Raw genomic sequence first — 23424 nt, 5'->3', positions numbered from 1 at the left:
TCTGCGGGTTGGCTAAGATGGTGCCGACACGACCACCGGCCCACAAAGCCATTGGAGAGGATCCTCATGAGCAACGAAGCCACCACTGCTGCCAGCCCGGCCACCGCCGGGGGCATCGCCACGTACATTGACCACACCCTGCTGAAGCCGGAAGCGTCAGAGGCTGAGGTGCTGCGAGTCTGTGCCGAAGCCGCCGAGTACGGTTTCAAGTCCGTGTGCGTCAACGCCGTGTGGGTCAAGACCGTGAAGAACGCCCTGCAGGGCTCTGGCGTGCTCACCTGCTCCGTGGTGGGGTTCCCGCTCGGCGCCACCCCCACCGATGTCAAGACCTTCGAAGCCCGCGGGGCCGTGCTGGACGGCGCCGACGAAGTGGACATGGTCATCAACATTGCCGCTGCCCGCGCCGACGACAAGGGCGCCCTGGTGGAAGACATCGCTGCTGTTGCCGAGGCCGTGCACGCGAGCGGCGCGATCTTGAAGGTCATCATCGAGACCTCGCTGCTGTCCGATAGCCAGAAAATCCTCGCCTGCGAGGCTGCCGTAGCGGCCGGAGCAGATTTCGTGAAGACCTCAACAGGCTTCAACGGTGGCGGTGCCACGGCCGAGGATGTCGCCCTGATGCGACGTACTGTTGGCCCGTCCTTGGGGGTCAAAGCCTCCGGCGGCGTGCGGTCCCTGGCTGACGCTCAGGCTATGATTGCTGCAGGTGCAACACGTATTGGTGCCAGCTCCGGAATCGCAATCGTCAAGGGTGAACAGGGAACTTCTGCTTACTGACGGTCTCCGGCAGCAGCCACAGATCTGGCCCCCGCGGGCCGAGGAGGAACTTATGTCCAGCAACACAGCGGACCAGAAGACGGTCCAGACGCCCCAGAACGAAAACGCGCTGGCGGGCAGCATCGTCCTCTTCGTCTTTTATATGGCGTTGTTCCTGGGATCGATCTACTCACTGTCCTTCCTGACGCTTGACAACCCCTGGCCCATGGCCGTGTGCCTCGTCCTCTTCACCGCCGCCTTCTGGCTCCCGCAGACCATCACGGGACGCTCGGACTCCGCAGGCGAGGTCTAACCCAACGAGGTAGCGCCAACTGCAGTTTTGAGGGGTCAAAGCTGCAGCCCCCGCTACTCGGTTAAGGGGTCAGAGCCAGAGCCGGGTCCACGCCTCCGCCGCCAGGTCAACCACCCTGCCCCAGTTACTTTCCGCGATGGACCATGCCGCCATGGTCAGTCCCACCATGGCGTAGGCACTCACGGGAATCAGCATCAGCCATTCCCGTTTGGACCCCGCCCGGCCCAGGAGCGGCACGGACAGTGCGCCGTTGGCCCGCCACACCTGCCGCAGCAGGGGCAGCTTGCGCAGCGCCTTGGGCGGTCGAATCACGATCGGCCAGAGCAACGGCACGCCGCCGGTGGTAATCATGTCCCCCACAATATGGACCATCACCCCGATAAGCATGCAGACCGGTAGCCAAGTCCACTGCTCCGGGGCGAAGACGGTGACCAGCCCAGCCATCAGGAGCGCAAAGATCCAGTTGCTGATGAAGCCGTTCTTGGGGAAGAGCTTCAACGCCTTAGCCGCGATGTTGATCAAAAACATGCAGAGCAGCCCGGCGCCCACCGACAGCTGCCCCCACTGGGTATCTACGTGGACTTGGGCTGCAAGTGCCGACAGCCCCACAAATGCTGCCGCGCCTAGCAGGGAGTGGGTTCCCTGCCGGTGGCCGCCGCTGATGTCTTCGATGCCGCGGGCAATGGCATTGGACAGCGGCGGTAGGGCGTGCGCCACGGTGCTGGATCGGTGGTCCCAATCGCAGATCAGTGCTGTGCCGGCCGTAGCCATCCCACCGATCAGGATGCCGGTGGCATCCAACGGATACCAGCCCAGCGTGTACGGGCCCGTGGACGCGACAGCTACCCACGCCGCGGCTCCCGACGCGGCGTGGTGACCTCCCATCATGGCTAGCCCGCTGCGGGTTGGTCAGCGAAGATGTTGCTGATGACGCCGTTGGCCCATTCCAGGATTTCGGCGTCCTGCAGGTCCCGGCCACCAATGCGGGCGGTCTTGGGCTTGGGAATCAGCACTGCGTCGAGGGCGGGCTTCGGCTGCGATCCAGGGTACATCCGGGTCAGCCGCATCACCCTGGATTCGGGCAGGTTGGCCGGGGAGAACTTGATGAAGTTGCCTTGCAAGGCAACATCTGAGAGCCCTGCCTCCCGTGCGCCCACCCGGAACTTTGCCACGGCCACCAGGTTTTGTGCCGGCAGTGGCAGCTCGCCATAGCGGTCCACCAGTTCCGCGACGACTTCTTCGATGGCCTCGTGGGTAAGCGCCGCGGCAAGTTTGCGGTAGGCCTCCAACCGGAGCCGCTCCCCCGGCACGTAGTCGTGGGGCAGGTGCGCGTTGACCGGTAGCTCAATTTTCATCTCGGCGGCCTTTTCCTCGGCCTCGCCCCGGAAGTCAGCCACGGCCTCGCCAACCAGGCGGATGTAAAGGTCAAAGCCCACGCCCTGGATGTGCCCGGACTGTTCCCCGCCCAGCAGGTTACCCGCACCGCGGATTTCTAGGTCCTTCATGGCCAACTGCATGCCCGCACCAAGTTCGTTGTGCGCAGCAACCGCCTTGAGGCGTTCTAGGGCTACCTCGCCCAGTGGCTTCTCCGACGGGTAGAGGAAGTAAGCGTATGCTCGCTCGCGTCCCCGGCCCACCCGGCCCCGAAGCTGGTGCAGCTGGGACAGTCCGTACTTGTCGGCGCCGTCCACAATGAGGGTGTTGGCGTTTGAGATGTCCAGCCCGGTTTCGATGATGGTGGTGCACACCAGTACATCGAAGCGCTTCTCCCAGAAGTCAACGATGATCTGTTCCAGCCTGCTTTCGGACATCTGCCCGTGTGCCACTTCCACCCGTGCTTCCGGCACGAGCTCACGGATCTTGGCGGCCGTCCGCTCGATGCTGGACACACGGTTGTGGACCAGGAACACTTGGCCCTCGCGCATTAGCTCGCGGCGGATGGCGGCGGAGGTCTGCTTGTCCGTATACGGGCCCACGTACGTCAGCACCGGGTGCCGCTCTTCCGGCGGGGTGGCCAGTGTGGACGTTTCACGGATCCCCGTCAACGACATTTCCAAGGTTCGCGGGATGGGCGTGGCACTCATGGCCAGCACGTCCACGTTGGTCCGCATCTTCTTGAGCGCTTCTTTGTGCTCGACGCCGAAGCGCTGCTCCTCATCGACGATCACCAGGCCCAGATCCTTGAACTCGAAGTCCTTGGACAGCAGCCGGTGCGTACCAATCACCACATCAACGGCGCCACTTTTCACCCCGGCAGCGGTTTCCTTGGATTCCTTGCTGCTCTGGAAGCGCGAGAGCGGCCTGACCCGGAGCGGGAACCCGGAAAAGCGCTCCGTGAACGTCTCGTAGTGCTGCTGCGCCAACAAAGTGGTGGGCACAAGCACGGCGACCTGCTTGCCGTCTTGCACGGCCTTGAACGCTGCGCGCACCGCAATTTCGGTCTTGCCGTAGCCCACGTCGCCAGAGACCAAGCGGTCCATGGGGATTTCCCGCTCCATGTCCGCCTTGACCTCGTTAATGGTGGTCAGCTGGTCCGGCGTCTCCACGTACGGAAAGGCCTCTTCCAATTCTCGCTGCCACGGCGTATCCGGGCCGAACGCATGCCCGCGCGAGGCCATCCGGGCCGAATACAGCCGGATGAGTTCGCCGGCAATTTCCTTGACGGCTTTCCGGGCCTTGGACTTGGTGCTGGCCCAGTCCGCGCCGCCCATCTTGCTGAGCGCCGGCGCGTCCCCGCCAACGTAGCGGGTGACCTGGTCCAGCTGGTCTGTGGGTACGAACAACCGGTCCCCCGGCGCGCCGCGCTTGGACGGCGCGTATTCGAGGACCAGGTATTCCCGGACGCCCTCACCCCCACCTGCAACTTTGCGTTGGATCAGCTCTACGAACCGGCCAATGCCGTGCTGTTCATGCACCACATGGTCTCCGGCCAGCAACTGCAGCGGGTCAACGGCATTGCGCCGCTTGGACGGCATCTTCCGCATGTCCTTGGTGGAGCCGGCGGAGGTGCGGCCCAGCAGGTCGGCTTCGGTGAGGAGGCCTACCTTGAGCCCGTCCAGCACAAAACCGCGGCCGACGGCGGCTGTGGTCACCTCGATGATGCCGGCCTGGGGTTCGTGGTCCAGGCTGTCCACCCGGGCGCACGGGATATCGGCGTCGTGGAAGAGTTCGGCGAGCCGCTGCGCTGGGCCGGGGCCTTCGGTGGCCACCACGATCCGCCATTGGTCCCGGACATGGCTGGCCACGAAGTCCAGCATCTCGGCGACATCGCCCTGATAGCCGCGAGGCTCACGGGCGTGCAGGTTAAGGACGTCGATCTCCGGCAGGAGCTCCGCGTCCTGGGCGAGGGAGGTGATGGACCACCACGATACGCTGTGTTCCAACGCTGTACTGCGGGTTTCGGCTAGCGAACGGAAGCTGGCGGAATGGAGGGCGGCAGAGGCCTGGGAGCTGAGGTCCAAGGGTGCGGCCCCGCCGTCGGACGCGGTGGCCCACGCCGCTTCCAGGAATTCCTCGTTGGTGGCCGCGAGGTCGTGCGCCCGGGCGCGGACCTTCTCCGGCTCGATGACCACTGCAATGGAACCTGCGGGCAGTTGGTCCACGAACGGCACCATGGAGTCCACCAGCACCGGCGCCAGGGACTCCATGCCTTCGACGGTGATGCCGCCAGCGATCTTTTCCAGCATGTCAGCGGCGGCCGGCAGCTGGGATTTCAGGGTGGCGGCCCGGGACATCACGCTGGGCGTGATCAGGATTTCCCGGCACGGCGGGGCGTGCAGTTCGGTGGGGTGCTGCACGCCCGGAGCAGACAGCGAGCGCTGGTCCGCGACGGCGAACCAGCGCATCTGGTCCACCTCATCGCCAAAGAACTCCACCCGGATGGGGTGGTCTTCGGTGGGCGGGAAGACGTCCAGGATGCCACCGCGGACAGCAAACTCGCCGCGGTGCGTCACCATGTCAACCCGGGCGTAGGCGGCGTCCGCCAAGCTGCGGACTACGTCGGTGAAGGGTCGCTCCTGACCAACTTTGAGGCTTACCGGCACCAGGTCGCCCAGGCCGGCCACCAGCGGTTGCACCACTGCCCGGACGGGTGCCACCACCACCCGCAGCGGTGAGGCGCCGGCGTCGTCGGGGTGGGCCAGGCGCCGCAGTACAGACAGCCGACGCCCCACGGTGTCCGACCGGGGCGACAGGCGTTCGTGCGGCAGGGTCTCCCAGCTGGGAAATTCCGCCACCGAATCGGCGGGCAGGTAGGCCCGCAGCGCGGCGCACAGGTCCTCGGCTTCGCGGCCGGTGGCCGTCACGGCCAGGACGACGCCGGGGCCCGCGACTCCGGGGGCGTCCAACTCTCCAGCCGCGAGCCCGTCCACCATCTCAGCCAGCAGCACCGGCCGGAGCCCAGCCGGTGCACTCACCTGGTAGTCCTGCCCCCGCCCAGCGAACCCGCGAGCCGCTTCAGCCCTGACCCGGGAGAAGGACTGATCCGGCGCCAGTGCGCGGCGCAACCCGTCCAGGGACGGACCAGCAGTGGGGGGCCCAACAAGGCTCATGGCAAGAAACTCCTGTGGTGGAAAAGGAAGAAGGCAGGCAACACGAAAACCCGAAATTCTCTTCGAATCTCAGGTCTTCCCAGCCTACCCCGCAGCACCGACAGTCCAGGGCTAGGGTGGAGGGAGGCAGCATCTGCGCAGGCGAAAAGGAGACACCATGTCCGAATCGAACACGACGTCCACACCCGGCAAGACGGTGCTGGTCACGGGAGCCACCGGCTACATCGGCGGCCGGCTGGTCCCCAAGCTGCTCGAGGCGGGCCACACCGTGAAGGTGTTGGTCCGCTCCCCCGACAAGATCGCTGGCACGCCGTGGCGTGATGACGTTGAGGTGGTGGCGAGTAGCCTCGACGACGGTGCAGCGCTCCGGGAGGCGCTGACCGGCGTCGACGTTTTCTACTACTTGGTCCACTCCATGGCGGCGGGGGCCGGGTTCGAGGAAAAAGAGAAAACCATGGCCCAGACCGCAGCAACCGCCGCGAAGGATGCCGGCGTGGACCGCCTCGTGTTCCTGGGCGGACTCCACCCGAGCGGTGTGGAACTCTCCACACATATGCGCTCGCGCGAAGCAGTCGGCCAAGTCTTCCTCGACAGCGGCGTGGACTCGATCGTGTACCAGGCCGGGGTGGTTATTGGCTCCGGGTCGGCGTCGTTTGAAATGATCCGGCACCTGTCCGAGACGTTGCCGTTGATGCCGGCACCCAGCTGGGTCCGCAACCGAATCGAAGCAATCGCCGTCCGGGATGTCCTGCACTACCTGGTGGGCGCGGCCGCCCTCGAAGGGACGATCAACAGGACGTTCGACATTGGCTGCCGCCAAGTCCTGACCTACGCGGGGATGATGCAGGCCTACTCCGCCGAGGCGGGACTGCCGCACCGTTTTGTCCTGGCCCTGCCCATTCCGGCACCCAAGCTGGCGGGAATGTGGGTCGCACTCACAACTCCCATCCCGCTGTCCATGGCGGTCCCGCTGGTGCAGTCGCTGCAGCATGACGCCGTGTCCAATGAACACGACATCGATGACTATGTTCCGCTGCCCGACGGCGGCCTGACCAGCTATCGCACGGCCGTCGCCTTGGCCTTGGGTAAGGAGCGCGACGGGCAGGTGGAGACCACCTGGGCCAACGCCGGCGTGGCGGCCGATCCGCTGCCCAGCGATCCGGACTGGGCCGGGCATAAGGTCTACATCGACAAGCGAGAGTTCCACAGCAGCGTGGACACGGCACACGTGTGGACCATCATCGAGGGCATTGGCGGCCGCAACGGCTGGTATTCGCTGCCGCTCGCGTGGCAGGTGCGCGGCTGGCTGGACAAACTGACCGGCGGCGCCGGGCTGCTCCGTGGCCGCCGCCACCCCAAGAACTTGGCCGCAGGTGAGGTGGTGGACTGGTGGCGGGTGGAACAGATTGACCGCGGTTCGCTCCTCCGCTTGCGCGCCGAAATGCGGGCCCCTGGCCGGGCTTGGCTGGAACTGTCGGTGACGCCGGACGGGACGGGCAGCACCTACCGGCAACGCGCCATTTTCTTCCCGAAGGGACTCAGCGGCAGGCTGTACTGGCTGGCAGTCTTGCCCTTCCACAGCCTGATCTTCCCCGCCATGGCCCGGAACATCACGGACGCGGCGAAGAAGATCGTCGATGCGGAGCAGGCAACCGGCACCCCTTAGGATGTTGGGGAACCCCGACCGACCCACGTCCCAGGAGGACCCATGGCCTTGAACGCCGTCACCACTTTGCCGCACCCCGTCGCCGACGTCGCATCCGTGCTGGTCAACGAGGACTTCCAGCGCCACGTCAGCGAATTGGTGGGTGGCACGCTGGAATCGTTCGTGCTTGACGGCGAGGTGGCCGGCCCCTTCACGGCCACCTCGGTCCGCACCCTGCCCACCACCCGCCTGCCGGAGATCGCCCGGAAGTTTGTGGGTGAAAGCCTTAAGGTCACGCAGGTGGAGAACTGGACTGCGCCGGCCGCCGACGGTTCGCGGGAAAGCAGCATCTCCCTCAAGATCAGTGGCGCACCTGTCGATGTGGACGCTGTGCAGCGCTTGGTATCGGCCGACGGCGGCACCCGGGTTGAGCTTGAGGGCGCGGTGAAGTCCTCAATTCCGTTCCTCGGCAGCAAGATTGCCGACGCTGCGGAGCCCATGGTGGCCAAGGCGCTGAACCTGCAGGCCACACAGGCGCAGGCCTGGCTGGAAAGCCACTAGACGATGCAGCTTCCCGTTCTCGCCGCGCTCATCCTGATCATCGCCGGCGCTTGGTCCCTGTTGGTGTGGCCGCAGTTCCTGCGCCGCGTCATGAAGGACAGCCGGGCCCGTGATGCGAACGGCAAAGCGACCCGGTTCCTGACCGTGCACGTGGTGCTGGTGGGCATCTCCCTGGTCCTCGGCGTTGCCACGGCAATCATCGGCATCATGGGCCTGGTGGGCTAGTCGGCTCCAGGCAGCCGGCCGAATTTCCCGGCTGCCTCCAGCGGAAGCTTTTGAGTTCTTCCGGCTCGAATGAGCAACGGAATACTTGCCGGAATCAGCAGAATTCCCACCGCAGACATCACGGCGAAAGTCGGTGTTGCGGGGCAACCCGCAGACACGTCATCCTCGGCGCATTCCAGGCCGGGCTGGAAGAATCCCAGAGCGCTGAGACCAAGCCCAAATACCAAAACGACCGTTCCAATGGTTCCCCACACCCAATTCTTCATGTCCCTATGAAACCACGGGAGCCCACCCCGCTTGAGCGGTCCTGCTCCGGCCACTCAAACGGGCAAAGGCCGCTTTCACCAGCAGAAGGAGCATTCGGAGATGAGGACTTGGGTCCTTGCCATGTCCGGGCGTGCCTGCAGGCGGCCGCACTTCGGCAGCCTGAGGCTGGATCCGCTAAGGTGCACCCTGCGCCTCAGCGTGCAATCTGAATCCGTCTGGAAGGTCTATTGCCCCTCGAAATGTCTTGCGAATTCGCAACGAATCGCGGAGTGGTGGGAATGAGTAGGTAAAACACCAAGGAGACACCATGGGTACAACCGACCTCGATGACCAACTCTCGTCGATGACTGAGCCTTTGCCGCAGGCGGCAGACCTAGAAGCGCGACACATGGCTGCCGTGACAGTGCCGAGCCGCGTCAGCAAGAGGCGCGCTCTCCGACCTCGATGGGTGCTTCCGGCGGTCGTGAGTGCCGCAGTTTTAGTGACCGCGGGTGCGGGCACGGCGGCCGTGATGATGTCTCACTGGGGCGGTGTGAGCATGCCGCTTGAGAACGTCCGCAGTACCGAGCCGATCCCAGTCACTTGGGTGACCGGCACGGGTCACGAAGAGACCTGCCGGGCATGGATAGAGCTAAGGAATCCCAGCCCTGGAGACATCGCGAAGCTCGATTCCGCTATCTACGCTCACGACTGGGCAGGGCTCGGTCAGCGTCTCTACGACGCGGCCGGCAATCGTACTGACGATCCAGAAGGGGAAGCCCGCGTCAACGGAAGCCTTGCTGTCGAACTCCAACACTTCGCCAAGGAAACCTTTCCGGGGATCAACTGGCTCAATGGTGGTGGGCATAGCACGGACCGCACAGTCGACGCATGGGGCATGACTTGCGCTCCAGAAGCAAAGTGAACATGGGTACCGAGATCCGAACGGCGCGTGTCGAGAACGCCACCAGAGAGCATGCTCCGGCACTGCTCGCATACTTTGCGCGGCGGGTAGATCAACCACACGATGCAGCCGATCTGCTCGCCGAGACGCTGTTGGTCCTCTGGCGTCGGGCATCAGCCCTTCCCGTAGAAGACACGGAAGTCAGGCCATGGATGTTCGGCATTGGCCGAAACGTGCTGATGCACTATCGTCGGCGGGCACTTCGGCAACGAGCCATTTCCGACAAGCTTCGTAGCATTCTTTCAGCAACCCCCCGCCCCGGCTTCTCTGACACTGCCGAACACGACGCGCTCCACCGAGCCATTGCGTCACTGGACGCAGTCGACCAAGACATCATCGGACTCGTTCACTGGGACGGATTTTCTTTAGTCGAAGTAAGCCGAATCATGAAGATGAAAGAAGGCACCGTCCGCAGCCGATACCACCGTGCGCGCACGGTACTCCGAATACAAATCGAACAGCACCTCACCCACCGATGACACCAGGCCACCTCGGTGCTCTTGCATGACGGTGACATGTTCATGTGTCTGCCGCGATGACAAGGGCCAGGTGCCTGTTCCGCTCTTCGATGAGCTTGCGGAGGTATTTGGTCAGCACCAATTTCTCGGCAAGTTGGCCAAGAAGGCCAAATGGTGCTTGGAATTCAATGCGGTCAATCATTGTGCATCCCGTGTGATCCGCAGTGAACTCGTGCACGTTCCGAAACGTTTTGAACGGTCCCCTGACCTGTTCATCGATAAAGTATTCGGGTGCCTGCATAGCTGTAATGCGGTTCGTCATCCGCAGCGGAACGCCGAAGTGCCAGGCCCGCCAGGTCACTTCTTCACCTAACGTGATCAGTCCGGTCGTTGTGCCCGCAATGGCTTCTTCACGCGACTTCGCCATAGAGGCCCGATGCGTATCAATGTTCCGGGCACGGTCGAACATCTCTTCTCTCGGGGTGCTGGTCTTTGTGATGCACTCGAAGTAGACGACCATGGTCAAAGTATTGCAGTCCCGTCGCTAATGGCAGCAAAAGAGGATGCGCACATGAGGACATGGGTTCGACAGCACCCCAGGCTCGCCCTTGCTATCGCTTACTTTGCGCTCATGCTGGTGGGCGCGGGCATCTGGCTCGTCTTCGACAATCGCGACGTAGTGGGGACTCTCGTTAGCGCGTTCTTCTACACCCTCTTGTACTGGCTCCTGGCATCTTTCTCGCTTCGTAAGTCGCGCAAGAACCGGGAACGGCTGGCGAAGGAGAAGAAACTCATGGTCTACCTCCGCTACCCCAACGCTCGGAGCGGATCCCTGAGCACCATCTGGAATCAAGGGATTGCCACTCCCAGTTCTGGATCCCTGGTTTTTCAGCCCGTCGTCTACGACGATTTGGTGCCGTTAGGGGCCCCGCGCACCATCGCGGTTCAGGCAATCCATGGAGAACGACGGAAAGCCAACGGCACCGATCGGAAGTACATCACTGATCTTGGGCAGGAAATTCTGACCCTCGACGCCGATTCCGGCACGGTCGAGGTTGCCTCCACACCCGAATTACTGGACGTCCTCGAAGCTGCGCTGACACGCGACTCTGGCACACCCTGATATTCGGCTGCGCAGGAAAAGTGCGCACGGGTATCGTATTTCGGAAAACGTAGTGGATTCCGTGAACTGAAAGCAAATTCGCGCCCTGAACAGGGGATTTATTCGAGTGGAACAGTACGATTGGCGGGTCTTGTCACTCGAGACAAATGGGGAACCCTTGAGCTATCCGCAGTATCCACAAACATCCGAAACACAGCCTGGTTTCAATGGCGGAGAACCTCCGTTGTGGGCGCCCAACTACGGTGCGCCATTTCCCGTCGCCGTGCGGCGCTTCTTCAAGAAGTACGCCACGGTTTCAGGTCGCGCCAGCCGCAGTGAGTACTGGTGGTGGGCACTCGTAGCCATCGCCATCAGCATTGTCCTGAACATCATCATCAATGCGGGCACCACCGTGTCACTCACCTCCGTGGGCGCAGTGCCGTCGTACGGGCCGGTTGCCGTGGTTGGCTTCGTACTGGCCGCCGTGTGGGGACTGGCAACGATCGTGCCTTCCATCGCCCTGACAGTCCGCAGGCTGCACGATCCCAACCTCAGCGGTTTTCTCGTCCTCCTGAACCTGATTCCCGTTCTGGGCAACCTCGCTGTCCTGATCCTGACGATCCTGCCGTCAAACCCGGCGGGCCAACGCTTCGACGAAACGGCCGCGCGCTAGCCTGGACCTTACTCTCCGCGACAAAGCCCGGGACATCAGCTGATGTTCCGGGCTTTGTCGTGGGTGGCCGCCTGAGTTCCTCTGGTTGGCTGCCTGCAGCGGTCAGGCGGCCTGGTTCAGTGCGTCTTCCGCCGCCACCCAGGAAATCATGGCGCACTTCACCCGTGCCGCGTACCTGGCAACGCCCTCAAACGCTGCGGCATCACCGAGCAGTTCCGGATCGGCCGCCACTTTTCCGCGGGAACGGAGCACCTCGCGGAAGCTGTCGATGACCTCGTGCGCTTCGGCCACGGTCAGTCCCTCGGCCAGTTCGGACAGCACGGACGCTGACGCCATGGAGATCGAGCAGCCTGCGCCGTCCCAGGCGATCTGGGTTACGGTTCCGTCTACCACTGCCAGTCGCAGCGTGACTTCGTCCCCGCAGACCGGGTTGAGCTGGTGCGACTGGCCGGTGCTGGCATTGGCCGGTGCCGGGGTGTCGGCGAGACCGCTGCCGTGCCGAAGCTTGGAGTGGTCGAGGATGATTTGCTGATACAGCTGGTCGAGGCTCATGGTGTGTCCCTGCTAGGCGCGAAAATAGGACCGGACGCCGGCTACGGCCGCCAGGAACTGATCCACATCGTCGGTGGTGTTGTAGAGGTAGGCGCTGGCCCTGGTGGTGGCCGTCAGGCCCAGGCGGCGGTGCAGCGGCTGGGCGCAGTGGTGGCCCACCCGGACGGCGATGCCGCGTGAATCAAGGAACTGCCCCACGTCATGGGCGTGCACGCCGGCCACATCGAACGCGGCGAGGCCAATCCGTTCCTGCCCTGCGGCTGGTCCCAGAACACGGATACCCGGCATTGCTTCCAATCCGGCAACCATCCGTTGGCCAAGGCTGGCCTCCCACTGATGAATCCGATCCAGGCCGGTCTCGGAGAGGTAGTTGGCGGCTGCAGCCAGCGCGATGGCCTGCGAAATCCGCTGCGTGCCGGCCTCAAAGCGCTGCGGCGCGGGCAGGTACTCAGCACGTTCCATGGTGACGGTGGTGATCATGGAACCGCCGGTCAGGAAGGGCGGCAGAACGTCCAGCAACTCCTGCTTGCCATAGAGGACACCAATACCTGTGGGGGCCAGCATCTTATGTCCAGAAAACACTGCAAAGTCAACGTCCAAAGCCTTGACGTCCAGCGCCAGGTGCGGCGCCGACTGGCAGGCGTCCAACACCACCAGGGCACCTGCGGCTCGGCCCAACGCCACCAACTCAGCCACCGGGTTGATGGTGCCCAGGACGTTGGAGGCATGGGTGAAGGCAAGGACCTTGGTCCGCGGCGTGATGATGGCCTGCGCCGCGTCCATCTGGAGGGCACCGGCGTCGTCAATCGGCAGGTACCGGAGCGTGGCGCCGGTGCGGAAGGCAAGCTCCTGCCAGGGGATGAGGTTAGCGTGGTGCTCCATCTCCGTAACGACAATCTGGTCACCGGGCCCGAGCGAGAGTTCCTTGAGTTGGGAATCGCCGCGGCCCTGGGCGGCCCAGAGCGCTGCATTGGAAAGGGCATAGCTGATGAGGTTCAGCCCCTCGGTGGCGTTGGAGGTCCAGATGGTCTCCTCGTAGCGGGCACCGATAAAGTCCGCCACCGTCTGGCGTGCGTCTTCGTAGGCTTCGGTGGCCTCGACCGCCAGATGGTGTGCGCCACGGTGGACTGCAGCGTTGCGCTGTTCGTAGAATTCCTGCTCAGCTTCGATCACGCTGAGTGGATTCTGCGAGGTGGCCCCGGAATCCAGGTACACCAGCGGGCTGCCGTTGACGGTCTGGTTCAACACCGGAAAATCGTTGCGGATGCGGCGGACTTCGGCGTTGTCCATGGCCGGCTGCGCACGTTCGAGGGTGGACGGCGTTGAAACTACAGCCAAAACAGACTCCTTGGAAGGCCAGTGGTTGACTCCCAATTGTCCCATAACGCAGTAATGGTGGCCGCGCCGTTGCGACCACCAAAACTATCCGGGCTGTGCGCCTGCGGAAAGAGTAGGGCCGGCGACGGCTGGGGGGAGAGTCTCGGTCTCAGAAAGACTCTGACGTCGCCGGCCCCGTCTGTGTCCGGCTCAACGAAGGAACCGGAAGCGAGAGAGACCATGCTGGCCGGAATCAACCGAGCGTACAAGCCCGGTGTTTTCCTGCCTCTCTAAGTAAACCGGGCGGGGCTGGCCGCTGCACGAGTAGGTGGTACTCGCTTTTTCTTAGGCGTACTACTGGGGTGGCAGGTAGTACCCACAGCGGCGCCGAACTTCAGTGTTGCGGGAAGACAGACTCCAGCTCTTCGCGGCTACGGACACCAAGCTTGACGTAGGTCCGGTACAGGTGCCCCTCCACGGTCCGGACCGAAACCATGAGGTGCTGGGCGATTTCACGATCAGTCATTCCCGTAACGGCGAGGCCCACAATGTCCTGCTCCCGGCGGGTCAGGTGGACGGCAGGAGCCGCCGCAATGAACTTCCCCTCCCGGTACCGCTCCCCGAGTTCAAGCTCGCAACGCTCGCGGTGGGTCACTGCCTGCCGGGCACGGCGTCGCTCCCCCGCAGCCTCGAACCGAGCCCCTGCCCGGCCGTACGCGTCACGGGCGAGATTGACGAAGCCGCCCTTTTCGAGGCTGGCGGCAACGCTGAGGAGGGTGTCGGCGTCGTCCGCGTCCCAGGCCTCGGCGAGGCTGAGGAGTCCGGCAGCCCATCTGCCTTCGACGTTGGCAGCCACCGTGCGGATGGCGGGAACGACCGTCTGGTCTCCCAAGTCCCAGCACATGGCGAGCAGTTCAAGCTGGGTTCCCACTCTACCGCCGGCCCTGGCGAGCTCCGCGTACGAGTGCAGCTCGGCCAGGCCTGCGCCAGCGGACGCGAATTCCGTCGCCGCCGCGTTATGGGCCCGCGCATGCAGATCATGGGCCGGCGCCCACGTTGCCGCGTCCCGGTAGTCGCTTTCGAGGCGCTTGGCCTGGGCGGTGTAACCCAGCCGCACGGCAGCATGGCGTCCCAGCGCCGCGCCGAACTTGAACAACTGGGCCGGATCGTTGAGCCGCAGGGCCTCCACGGCGGGAACCAGAATCTGATAGGCCCGCTCCAACCTCCCCTGCCGCAGGAGGGCGTATCCGCGGAGCACTTGCAGGCTGCCATCGAAGACGGCATGCCCCCGCCTCAGGTCGCCGGCGTAGCTGTTAATTTCCCGCTCAGCAGACTCCCACTCCCCCATGGCCAGGTAGCCGATCACCAGGCGGCCGAGGACCACCTGCGGGTAGTAGTAAAGGCTGCCCTTGAGCGCGCGCAGCTCCGTGGCCGCCATCATGGCCGCTTCCACCCCTTGGCTGGCCTTCCCAGCCGTGCACAGGGCATGGGCCAGCAACGCGCCGGCCAGGGCGGGCAGCGGCCTGCCCGCATCGTCGTCCGTACCGGTTCCCAACTGTTCGACTTCCAAGGCGAGCGCTGGCGCGTTCAGCTCGCCGCCCAGGCGTATCAGCCGCAGCAAGTCCAGTGGCCAGCCAGTGTCAGTGGTGGTTCTTTCCACCACGTCCGCCACCAATTCATCCATGGGCTGGCCCGTAGCCTGGTACGCCGCTGCCCGCAGGAGAAGGACAGCAGCACCATCAGCGTCCTGGCTCATGTTGGGCCAGCACGCATCCAGCAGGGCTGCGGCGGCCGCGTACCGGCCTTGGTTGAACAGCGCCCGGGCCTGGATGGCCTGCGCTGCTGGCACCAGTGCCGGGTCCTGGACTTTGGCCGCGATGCGCCGGGCACTGGCATTGGTGAACTGCTGCAACGCCTCCCTGGCTGCTGCCATCAGGTATTGATCGGCCACCGGCAGGCCGCAATCCAAAGACCATTCCACATACCGTCCCAGGCCCTCGCCGCGGAGGGACTCAACGTCCAGGTGCGGCCGGGTCTTTTCGAGTAACTGCAGGCTGCGGGATACGGACACGGTGCTGCGGATAGCGCTGGCAAGCAGCCCGTTCCACAGGGTGAGCTCCGCCGGGACGGTGGGTTGTTCCACCACTGTCTGTTGTTCGAGCAACGCCCTGACCACGCCTGCGCCGCAGATTTCCTCGATAGCCTTGCGGCTCACCGGCCCGGCCAGGGCGATCAGCTTCACCGCCTCCTGTTCCTCGGGGGCGCGACGCAGATGGTCCTTGGCGACAACAGACGTAATTCGCTCGCCGTCAAAGGGCAGGTCGGCCAGCAGCACCCAGGTGCCGTTGCGCCGGGCCAGGACTCCTGCCGCGGCGGCATCATGCAATAGCGCATCGAGGATCCGCGGATTACCGCCGGACGCAGTCCAGACCGCGTCCACCGTGGCAGCGGGAATCGTCCCGTCGAGGATCTGGTGGAGTTCCTCCTCGATCTGTTCCCGGTTGAGCAGCCGCAAATCCACGCGCTCCGCGAGTCCGTCATACCAGAGCTGGTTCAGCGGTTGCGGCAGGCCCGGCCGCGGCCTGGCAGCGGCAACCACTTTCGCCCAGCCCGCGGCGATCAGGTCAGCCACCACGGCAGCTGAGGCGTCGTCGAGGTAGTGCGCATCGTCCACCACCAACAGCACCGGAGCACCGGTGCCGGCCTTCACCCTTTCAAAAAAAGACCACATGGACCGCAGCACCGCCACCGGAGAGACAGATTCCTCCGCCGTCAGATCGGCCGTGTAAGGGGTCAACACACCGAACGGGACGGCCGCAAGCGCAGCACTGCCATGGAGCCTCAGGATATTCAGCTCAGCAGAAAGCCGCTCTACCAATCCCTCCGTGAGGGAGGACTTACCCAGACCCGCCCCCGCAATGAGATAGACCGCCTGGTTGCTGGAACTGCGGATGATGGTCGAAATCCGGTCCAGCGGCTCCCGCCGCCCGGGCAGTGCGCGGTACGCAGTTTTGGTGGTGGAGCCCTCAGACAAGTCCAGTCAGATCACCTCTGGAAGTTACGCCGAGTTTAGTGAAGACCTGATAAAGGTGGCCTTCGACGGTTCGGACTGACACGCCCATTTCCAGGGCAATATCGCGGTTGGATGCGCCACGGCCGGCAAGCCGGGCAATCTGGCGCTCCCGATTGGTCAGGAGCGGGCTGCCACTCGTGGGAATAATCGGCAGCGAAGCCACGGTGGTGGCCAAGATATCGAGCCTGGCCTGTGCGTTGCGGGCTGTGGCGGCGTCCCCCGATTGGCGGGCGAAGTCCACGGCCAAGGCCATGCACCTGGCCTCGAGTGCTTCCAGTTCCAAACTGGCAGCGATATCGCCGCCAGCAAGAAGGATTCCGGCGTCCCCGGTGCGGGTGCCCACGGCAATGAGTCGGGAAACCTCTGCCAGCGGACCCTGCCGGTAGCCGGCAATTTCCTCCAGAAATTTGTAGTCGGCGTCGGAGCCGTTGACGGTGCCGGCCAGCTGGAAGAGCCCGGCCAAGGTGTAGCGTCCGGCACCGAAGTGCTGCCGCGCCGTCTCTTTCAGGACGACGGCGGCGTCCGCGTCCCCGAGCCACCGCCCCGCCGTATGGGCACAAAACGTGATGACGGATTCCAGCGCGAAGCTCGCCCTGCCCCGTGATGACTGATACTTAGCCAGGTACTTCTTGGCCAACGACGCGTTGCCCGTCTGGGCGTAGGCCAGCGACGTTGCCGCGTAGGCCCCCCGGAGGGCGCCCTGCAGCGAGTGGATCTCCAACTGGGCAACGGCCGAGATCAGTGGCTCGAGCGCCTCCGTCCCGCGCCCAGAAAAAGCATAGGCGGTCCCGATGGCCAGTTCGTGGGCAGCATCCAGTTCCGATTTACGCGTGGAATCGCCCACGGCTGCGGTGCCAAGGATGTCGATGCACCAACGCCACTGCCCGGCCATCAGGAGCAGCAAGAAAGCGTCCTTGGTGAAGCGCTCGCGGAGCCCGACGCTTTCCGACGAGTCGTTGAGTTGGCTGCCAAGCCGCCGCATGAGGTGGAGCGCGTCCATCTCCCTGCCGGTGAAGGCTAGCGCTGTCATGAGGATGATGGCTGCGCGTAACCGGAAGACAGTATCCGGATTCAGGGCAGGGTCGGCAGCTTTTTCAAGGTCCGGGATGATGGCAGTGTAGTCGCCTACGAACGCGTGGTATTCGAAATCCACCAGCGCAAGGCGGTTTGCGGCAACAGCATCGGATTGTGGCCAGGTTGCGCCCTGGCTGGCTGCAGCCAAGCGCTTCTTGGCGGTGGCCAGGATTGCAGGTACGGCCTGGATTTTTTCCGGGATCCACAGCATCACCGCAGCGCGGGCGGCGATGACCCGGGAATATTCCTCTTCTTCCAGACTCGCCAGTTCGCGTTCGGTGATGGCTTCGAGTGCGGCCAGGGCTTGTAGAGGAAGGTCCAGCTGCAAATAGGCATCGGCTTTCCATCGCTGTGCGGGAATCCAGCGCGAATCGGTCCGGGGCAGCATGTCAGCATAGGCTAGGGCGGCGCGCGGGTCGAACAGTTGGACCGCTGCACCAGCTGCGGCCAACGCCAGTGCAGGACCAAGGTCCGTCTCGCATTCGTTGGTCCAGGCGGCGAAGTCGAGCAGCTCCGGTGCGCTCATCGCAGTGGGGTCCGGCTCGTGGCCCGCCAGCAGGACAGTGCGTAGCTCCCGACGGCGGGAAATGCTGAGCCAGGTGCGGACCACCTCACCGATGTACCGTTCCCGCAGGCTCACCCAGCGGCGGTCGGAGCCTTCCACTTCCAGGAGGCCGTCATCCTCCATGTCTGCAATGGTTTCCGTTCCGTACAGGGCGGTCAGCCGGTGCAGCTCGATCCGGCGGGCGCAGGCCAGTAATTCGATGACATCTTTCGCCTGGGCCGTTTCACGCGCCCATCGCGACCTGACGATGTCATCGAGGCTGGCGGCGCCGGCCAAGACCACTTTGTCCCGCAGTGTCCACACAGCGTCCGAGAGCACCAGGTTTCCCACGTGCTGCTGCTCGGCGACCAGGGCCTTGAGCAACAGCGGGTTACCGCCCACCAGCCGATGGTAGGTATTCACCAAGGGCGCCGAAACCCGGTGCCCCAGGAGGGACAAAAGAACTTGCCGAGTCTGGGCTTCATTCAAGTTTTCCAGCCGCACCTCGGTGAGCTTGCGCTCTGTCAACAACCAGTGGAAATCCACCGGAAGATCGCTGGTGCAGGAGGACACAGCCACCACCTTGGCGGTGCCGGTCAGTAGGACATTGAGCAAGACGCCGGCACTCAGGTCATCGATCCGAGCTGTGGCGTCGAGGGTGATGACGCAGGGCCTGCCGGCAGCATCGCTGCGGATCAGTGCAGTGATCCCCCGCAGCACAGCGGTGGGCGAGCCTAGGTACGCCTGCGGCAGCCTGGCCAACAAGAATGAAAGGCAGCCGTACGGAGTTTCAGGACCCAGCGGGCTGCTGCGGAGCTGCAAAGAATAGGTTTCCGGTCCCAACTCCGTCACGGCGGCCCTGGCCAGGGAGGATTTGCCCACCCCCCGTCCGCCGGTGATCACCACGCCCAAGGAGTTGGCACGGGTCAGGGCAGCGACCGCAGCCTCGAGGGTACCGCTGCGAGCCGAGGCCGACCACGCTGGTGCGCTGGGAAGTGGACCGGTTTGGCGTGGTTGAGCCACCGCAGCCGACTGTGACCCACGGCCCCAATCAAGTGGCTCGATTGACATGCACTATCCCCTACATCCAAGCAGTGGCGGGGTACAGCTCCTTTGCCCCCCGCACACATGAAGAATACCCCCATCCGCGAACATCGGGGCAGGTGGAGGGGACAAAGTTGGACTGTTACTCGGTCCCGGGCTTGGCCGGGTGGAACTTTTGCTGCGCGTCAGTGAGGCCTTGCCGGAGGAGTAGGTCCACGGCGTCTGCGGCCTCGTCGATCAGGAAGGACAGCTCCTTGCGCTCGGTGGTGCCAAAATCCCGGAGCACGAAATCAGCGGTATCCATCCGGCCAGGTGGCCGGCCCACGCCCACTCGCACCCGCAAGTAGTCCTTGGTGGCCAGCGCCTTGGAGATGTCCCGAAGGCCGTTGTGTCCGCCTTCACCGCCACCGATTTTGAGCTTGACGGTATTGAACGGGATATCGATTTCATCGTGGACCGCCACCACGTGGGCGGGATCAATGCCATAAAAGTTCGCCAAGGCAGCCACGGGACCACCGGAGACGTTCATGTAGCAGAGTGGCTTGGCGAGCACTACCCGCGGTCCACCGATGCCCAGCCGGCCCTCCAGGACCTGCGCCCGTGCCTTGTGGCTTTTAAACCCAGAACCGATACGGGCCGCAAGTTCGTCCAAGACCATCTGGCCGATGTTGTGGCGGTTTCCTTGATACTGGGCGCCGGGGTTGCCAAGGCCGACGATCAGCCAGGTATCAGTCATGGGTTCATCCTCAGGTGGGCGGCGTGTGTGCCAGCGCTGCCACGGTCGGCGCACCAGCTGGAAACACCAGTGGCTGGACTCCCGGAGGGGAATCCAGCCACTGGCAAGATCAATCCTGTGATTACTCGGCGGCGGCGGGAGCGGCGGCGTCGTCCTCGTCCTCGTCGGCGATTTCGATTGCCTCGGAGATGTTCACCACGAGCGCCTCGGGATCGGTGAGCAGCTCGGAGCCCTTGGCCAGCACCAGGTCGGAAGCGTGGATGTGCTCGCCTGCAGCGCGGCCTTCGATGTTGACCACGATCGAGGTGGGCAGGTGGGTAGCCTCGGCCTCAACGGACACGGTGGTCAGTTCGAGGTTCTGGACGTTGCCCGGAGCCGGCTCGCCTTCAACGTGGATGGCAACCTCAACGGTGACCTTCTCGCCCTTGCGGACAGTCAGCAGGTCGATGTGCTCGATGATCTGCTTGATCGGGTCGCGCTGCACGTCCTTGACCAGGGCCAGGTGCTCTTCACCGTTGATGTCCAGGGACAGCAGGGCGTTGGCCGTGCGTACGGCCAGGGTGGTGGCCTTGGCCGGCAGGGTGATGTGGATGGGCTCAGCGCCGTGGCCGTAGATCACGGCGGGGATGAGGTTGTTCATGCGGGCACGGCGGGCGTAGCCCTTGCCGAATTCGGTGCGCAGTTCTGCGGCAAGCTTCTGCTCAGACATGGATATCTCCTTGAGTTCTCAACGGGTGTTCAGCAAGGGCGGAGGCCTGGTGCGACCTTCAACGCCGGGCTGCCAGGTGGCCTGCCGGAGAAAGGAAGTTCAGACCCAGTCGATAACGGAGACTACTGACCGGTTGCCCGGTTGTTCTCCCTCGCCAAGGTATCGGGATATATCTTACCAGTGCTGGCGGCCGTTCTTGACAACGGCCGCCGGCACAGGAGCGGGGCTGCTAGGCGTTGCCGTCGAAGAGGCTGGTGACGGAGCCGTCGTCGAACACTTCACGAATGGCGCGGGCAATCAGCGGCGCGATGGACAGCACCGTCAGCTGCGGGAAGTGCTGGGACGGCTGCAGGGGCAACGTGTTGGTGACCACAACTTCGCGGGCACCGGATTCGGAAAGTCGCTGGGCCGCCGGGTTCGAGAACACAGCGTGCGTGGCGGCGATAATGACATCCTTCGCGCCCGCGTTCTTCAGGACCTGGACGGCGCCGGAAATGGTTCCACCGGTGTCGATCATGTCATCGATCAAGACGCAGGTGCGGCCTTCGATCTGCCCCACCACAGTTTTGGACACTGCCTGGTTGGGCACCGTCAGGTCACGGCTCTTGTGCACGAACGCCAACGGGGCGCCGCCCAGCCGCTCGGCCCACTGTTCTGCGACCCGGACGCGGCCGGTATCAGGGGAGACCACCGTGACGGTCTCAGCGTCCACGCGCGTCCGAATGTAGTCCGCCAGCAGCGGGATGGCCATCAGGTGGTCCACGGGACCGTCAAAGAAGCCCTGGATCTGCGACGTGTGCAGGTCAACGCTCATGATCCGGTCGGCGCCGGCGGTCTTGTACAGATCGGCGACCAGGCGCGCGGAGATGGGCTCGCGGCCGCGGCCCTTCTTGTCTTGGCGGGCGTACGGGTAGAACGGGGAAACTACGGTGATCCGCTTGGCCGACGCGCGCTTGAGCGAGTCGATCATGATCAGCTGTTCCATCAGGTGGTTGTTCAGCGGTGCGGGATGGGCCTGGATCACGAAAGCATCGGTACCACGGACGCTTTCGCCGGCGCGGACGTAGATCTCACCGTTGGCGAAGTCGTAAGCGTCCACTGGGAGCAGGTCGGTGCCCAGCTCCCTGGCGATCTCCTGGGCCAGTTCGGGATGTGCCCGCCCCGCAGCAAGAACCAGCTTCTTCTCGCCGTGCGCCGTAATTTCGCTCATGGTTACTTGACCTCTTCCGTCGATGCCAGGGTATTGGAGGGCACTGCTGCCAGTTCGGCGGACAGCGTGCCCGGCCGGTTGCGTCCCACCCAGCCCTCAGCATTGCGCTGTTCAGCGACACTGATGACCAGTGCGCCGGCGGGGACATCTTTGCGGATGATCGCTCCTGCACCGCTGTAGGCGCCGTCGCCCACGGTGACCGGGGCGACGAAGACCGTGTTGGAACCTGTCCGAACACCCGAGCCGATGACCGTGCGGTGCTTCTGCTCGCCGTCGTAATTGGCGGTGATGTTGCCGCAACCGATGTTGGTGTCCTCGCCGATTTCCGCGTCCCCGGCGTAACCCAGGTGCGAAAGTTTGGAGCCGCGGCCAATGCGCACGTTCTTGGTCTCGTAGAAGGCGCCGATCTTGCCGGTGTCGCCGAGGACGGTGCCGGGGCGCAGGTAGGTGAAGGGGCCGACGGCGGCGCCGGCACCAATCACGGCACCGGAGCCGTGGGTGCGCGTCACCGTTGCGGCCTCACCGACCGTGACGTCCGTCAGGGTGGTGTCGGGGCCGACGACGGCGTCGCGCGCCACGGTGGTGGCGCCGTGCAGTTGCGTGTTGGGCAACAGCCGGACGTCCGGTTCGAGGCTGACCGTGGAGTCGATCCAAGTACTGGCGGGATCCACCACTGAAACTCCAGCCCGCATCCACGCCTCCACCGTGCGGCGGTTCATTTCGGCACCCAGCGCGGAGAGCTGGACACGATCGTTGGCGCCTTCGACCTGCCAGCGGTCGGAGGTGACCACCGCGGCTACCCGGCCACCGGCTTCGCGGGCCAGGCCCAGGACGTCGGTGAGGTACTTTTCGCCCTGGGCGTTCTCAGTGGTGACCTTCCCGAGGGCGGTGCGCAGGACTGCGGCGTCGAAGGCGTAGATCCCGGAGTTGACCTCCTGGATCAGCCGTTGGGCGTCGGACGCATCCTTGTGCTCCCGGATCCCGGTGACGGTGCCGTCCTCAGCCCGCAGGATCCGGCCATACCCGGTGGCATCCGCAAGCAGGGCGGTCAAGACGGTGACAGCGTTGCCGTCCTGCTCATGCGTGCTGACCAGCTCCGTCAGGAGCGTCTCCGTCAGGAGCGGGACATCGCCGTAGGTGACCACTACGGTGCCCTGCAGTTCCTGCTGGGCGTCCAGGGCGTGCAGTGCAACTTCCACGGCGCGGCCGGTGCCGGGGACGTCGTCCTGGTCCACAATCACGGCCGTGGGGTCGAGCAGTGCCACATGGCCAGCCACCAGGTCGCGTTCGTGCCGGACCACTGCGGCAAGCCGGCGCGGGTTGATGCCACGCGCAGCCCGTAAAGCGTGGCCCACCATGGACAGGCCGCCGATCTCATGCAGGATCTTCGGAGTACGGGATTTCATCCGGGTGCCGGCACCTGCTGCCAGAACGATGACGGCGGCGGGACCTGCATTCTCAGAAGTCACGTACGGGCTCTCCTCGTTTGTCTACTGGCACTGACGGGGCGAACCGGCGTTGCGGTTCGGCACCGGGACCAATCGTACTGAACGCTTTGCACAGCAGTTCCGCCCATAGGACTCGAACCTATACTCCACGGCTCCAAAGGCCGGGGTGCTGCCATTACACCAGAGCGGACAGTGCTTCAGGGCGCAAGTCCCGGGCACAAGTC

The 23424-nt window shown here is 64.3% G+C and carries 20 protein-coding genes and 1 tRNA gene; 9 read left to right on the top strand and 12 right to left on the bottom strand.

What is annotated here, in order from left to right:
* The first annotated feature begins 66 nt into the window (after positions 1–66).
* Together deoC and PSET11_RS10055 are read left to right on the top strand one after the other, a co-directional pair.
* Positions 67–777 (top strand): deoxyribose-phosphate aldolase, encoded by a 711-nt coding sequence (gene deoC, locus PSET11_RS10060; RefSeq protein ID WP_124091965.1) that lies wholly within the window; start codon positions 67–69, stop codon positions 775–777.
* A gap of 52 nt (positions 778–829) precedes the next feature.
* Complete coding sequence (locus tag PSET11_RS10055) at positions 830–1069, top strand: hypothetical protein (RefSeq protein WP_124091964.1); 240 nt, start codon at positions 830–832, stop codon at positions 1067–1069.
* A gap of 69 nt (positions 1070–1138) precedes the next feature.
* Here the strand turns inward: PSET11_RS10055 and PSET11_RS10050 are convergent, their stop codons facing one another.
* Complete coding sequence (locus PSET11_RS10050) at positions 1139–1957, bottom strand: metal-dependent hydrolase (protein WP_203415949.1); 819 nt, start codon at positions 1955–1957, stop codon at positions 1139–1141.
* A gap of 2 nt (positions 1958–1959) precedes the next feature.
* Positions 1960–5619 carry a transcription-repair coupling factor gene (gene mfd / locus PSET11_RS10045; RefSeq protein WP_124091963.1) on the bottom strand — a complete coding sequence of 1220 codons (3660 nt, stop codon included), beginning with the start codon at positions 5617–5619 and terminating at the stop codon, positions 1960–1962.
* A 157-nt stretch (positions 5620–5776) separates the two neighbouring features.
* Between mfd and PSET11_RS10040 the strand changes: the two genes are divergently transcribed.
* The 5 genes from PSET11_RS10040 (at position 5777) to PSET11_RS10020 (ending at position 9739) form a co-directional block, all read left to right on the top strand.
* Positions 5777–7285 carry an SDR family oxidoreductase gene (locus PSET11_RS10040; protein WP_124091962.1) on the top strand — a complete coding sequence of 503 codons (1509 nt, stop codon included), beginning with the start codon at positions 5777–5779 and terminating at the stop codon, positions 7283–7285.
* A 42-nt stretch (positions 7286–7327) separates the two neighbouring features.
* Entirely contained in the window at positions 7328–7825 is a 498-nt protein-coding gene (locus tag PSET11_RS10035) for a DUF2505 domain-containing protein (protein ID WP_124091961.1), read from the top strand.
* Between the two features lie 3 nt (positions 7826–7828).
* Positions 7829–8050: an SCO4848 family membrane protein gene (locus tag PSET11_RS10030; RefSeq protein WP_124091960.1), complete on the top strand. Its 222-nt coding sequence runs from the start codon at positions 7829–7831 to the stop codon at positions 8048–8050.
* 574 nt (positions 8051–8624) lie between these two features.
* Positions 8625–9221, top strand: coding sequence for a hypothetical protein (locus PSET11_RS10025; RefSeq protein ID WP_124091959.1), 597 nt, complete (start codon positions 8625–8627; stop codon positions 9219–9221).
* A 2-nt stretch (positions 9222–9223) separates the two neighbouring features.
* Complete coding sequence (locus tag PSET11_RS10020; protein WP_160118979.1) at positions 9224–9739, top strand: RNA polymerase sigma factor; 516 nt, start codon at positions 9224–9226, stop codon at positions 9737–9739.
* A gap of 40 nt (positions 9740–9779) precedes the next feature.
* Here the strand turns inward: PSET11_RS10020 and PSET11_RS10015 are convergent, their stop codons facing one another.
* The gene (locus PSET11_RS10015) at positions 9780–10238 is read right to left on the bottom strand and encodes an SRPBCC family protein (protein ID WP_124091957.1); all 459 of its coding nucleotides are present in this window, start codon (positions 10236–10238) and stop codon (positions 9780–9782) included.
* 51 nt (positions 10239–10289) lie between these two features.
* On the opposite strand from PSET11_RS10015, the gene PSET11_RS10010 reads away from it, so the two are divergent.
* On the top strand, positions 10290–10841 hold the full coding sequence (locus tag PSET11_RS10010) for a hypothetical protein (protein ID WP_124091956.1): 552 nt from the start codon (positions 10290–10292) through the stop codon (positions 10839–10841).
* A 157-nt stretch (positions 10842–10998) separates the two neighbouring features.
* The gene (locus PSET11_RS10005; RefSeq protein ID WP_124091955.1) at positions 10999–11493 is read left to right on the top strand and encodes a DUF805 domain-containing protein; all 495 of its coding nucleotides are present in this window, start codon (positions 10999–11001) and stop codon (positions 11491–11493) included.
* A 102-nt stretch (positions 11494–11595) separates the two neighbouring features.
* Here the strand turns inward: PSET11_RS10005 and sufU are convergent, their stop codons facing one another.
* From sufU to PSET11_RS09960, 9 genes are all read right to left on the bottom strand, one after another.
* Entirely contained in the window at positions 11596–12045 is a 450-nt protein-coding gene (gene sufU, locus PSET11_RS10000) for a Fe-S cluster assembly sulfur transfer protein SufU (protein WP_124091954.1), read from the bottom strand.
* Positions 12046–12057: 12 nt separating this feature from the next.
* Entirely contained in the window at positions 12058–13383 is a 1326-nt protein-coding gene (locus PSET11_RS09995; RefSeq protein ID WP_124091953.1) for a SufS family cysteine desulfurase, read from the bottom strand.
* 373 nt (positions 13384–13756) lie between these two features.
* Positions 13757–16396, bottom strand: a complete 2640-nt coding sequence (locus PSET11_RS09990) for a LuxR C-terminal-related transcriptional regulator (RefSeq protein ID WP_238989100.1) — start codon at positions 16394–16396, stop codon at positions 13757–13759.
* A complete protein-coding gene (locus PSET11_RS09985) occupies positions 16389–19124 on the bottom strand; it encodes a helix-turn-helix transcriptional regulator (RefSeq protein ID WP_124091952.1) in 2736 nt (911 codons plus the stop codon). Before PSET11_RS09985 ends, PSET11_RS09990 begins: the two co-directional genes overlap by 8 nt.
* A gap of 115 nt (positions 19125–19239) precedes the next feature.
* Positions 19240–19833 (bottom strand): aminoacyl-tRNA hydrolase, encoded by a 594-nt coding sequence (gene pth / locus PSET11_RS09980; protein ID WP_124091951.1) that lies wholly within the window; start codon positions 19831–19833, stop codon positions 19240–19242.
* A gap of 121 nt (positions 19834–19954) precedes the next feature.
* Positions 19955–20542 carry a 50S ribosomal protein L25/general stress protein Ctc gene (locus PSET11_RS09975; RefSeq protein ID WP_124091950.1) on the bottom strand — a complete coding sequence of 196 codons (588 nt, stop codon included), beginning with the start codon at positions 20540–20542 and terminating at the stop codon, positions 19955–19957.
* 229 nt (positions 20543–20771) lie between these two features.
* Complete coding sequence (locus PSET11_RS09970; RefSeq protein WP_124091949.1) at positions 20772–21752, bottom strand: ribose-phosphate diphosphokinase; 981 nt, start codon at positions 21750–21752, stop codon at positions 20772–20774.
* Between the two features lie 2 nt (positions 21753–21754).
* Positions 21755–23221, bottom strand: coding sequence for a bifunctional UDP-N-acetylglucosamine diphosphorylase/glucosamine-1-phosphate N-acetyltransferase GlmU (gene glmU, locus PSET11_RS09965; protein ID WP_124091948.1), 1467 nt, complete (start codon positions 23219–23221; stop codon positions 21755–21757).
* Between the two features lie 97 nt (positions 23222–23318).
* A tRNA-Gln gene (locus PSET11_RS09960) sits at positions 23319–23390 on the bottom strand.
* Positions 23391–23424: the final 34 nt, after the last annotated feature.

This window comes from Arthrobacter ulcerisalmonis, assembly GCF_900609065.1.
Lineage (GTDB): Bacteria > Actinomycetota > Actinomycetes > Actinomycetales > Micrococcaceae > Arthrobacter > Arthrobacter ulcerisalmonis.
The sequence above is the reverse complement of the archived record's forward strand: the minus strand, read 5'-3'. Positions and strand labels throughout refer to the sequence as shown.

Excerpts from the sequence above, each read along its gene's own strand:
- PSET11_RS10015 (WP_124091957.1), bottom strand. The coding sequence starts at position 10,238 with ATGGTCGTCTACTTCGAGTGCATCACAAAGACCAGCACCCCGAGAGAA.
- pth (WP_124091951.1), bottom strand. The coding sequence starts at position 19,833 with ATGACTGATACCTGGCTGATCGTCGGCCTTGGCAACCCCGGCGCCCAG.
- PSET11_RS10040 (WP_124091962.1), top strand. The coding sequence starts at position 5,777 with ATGTCCGAATCGAACACGACGTCCACACCCGGCAAGACGGTGCTGGTC.
- PSET11_RS10025 (WP_124091959.1), top strand. The coding sequence starts at position 8,625 with ATGGGTACAACCGACCTCGATGACCAACTCTCGTCGATGACTGAGCCT.
- PSET11_RS10010 (WP_124091956.1), top strand. The coding sequence starts at position 10,290 with ATGAGGACATGGGTTCGACAGCACCCCAGGCTCGCCCTTGCTATCGCT.
- PSET11_RS10055 (WP_124091964.1), top strand. The coding sequence starts at position 830 with ATGTCCAGCAACACAGCGGACCAGAAGACGGTCCAGACGCCCCAGAAC.
- PSET11_RS10050 (WP_203415949.1), bottom strand. The coding sequence starts at position 1,957 with ATGATGGGAGGTCACCACGCCGCGTCGGGAGCCGCGGCGTGGGTAGCT.
- PSET11_RS10035 (WP_124091961.1), top strand. The coding sequence starts at position 7,328 with ATGGCCTTGAACGCCGTCACCACTTTGCCGCACCCCGTCGCCGACGTC.
- PSET11_RS09985 (WP_124091952.1), bottom strand. The coding sequence starts at position 19,124 with ATGTCAATCGAGCCACTTGATTGGGGCCGTGGGTCACAGTCGGCTGCG.
- PSET11_RS09970 (WP_124091949.1), bottom strand. The coding sequence starts at position 21,752 with ATGAGCGAAATTACGGCGCACGGCGAGAAGAAGCTGGTTCTTGCTGCG.
- PSET11_RS10030 (WP_124091960.1), top strand. The coding sequence starts at position 7,829 with ATGCAGCTTCCCGTTCTCGCCGCGCTCATCCTGATCATCGCCGGCGCT.
- PSET11_RS10020 (WP_160118979.1), top strand. The coding sequence starts at position 9,224 with ATGGGTACCGAGATCCGAACGGCGCGTGTCGAGAACGCCACCAGAGAG.
- PSET11_RS09975 (WP_124091950.1), bottom strand. The coding sequence starts at position 20,542 with ATGTCTGAGCAGAAGCTTGCCGCAGAACTGCGCACCGAATTCGGCAAG.
- deoC (WP_124091965.1), top strand. The coding sequence starts at position 67 with ATGAGCAACGAAGCCACCACTGCTGCCAGCCCGGCCACCGCCGGGGGC.
- sufU (WP_124091954.1), bottom strand. The coding sequence starts at position 12,045 with ATGAGCCTCGACCAGCTGTATCAGCAAATCATCCTCGACCACTCCAAG.
- mfd (WP_124091963.1), bottom strand. The coding sequence starts at position 5,619 with ATGAGCCTTGTTGGGCCCCCCACTGCTGGTCCGTCCCTGGACGGGTTG.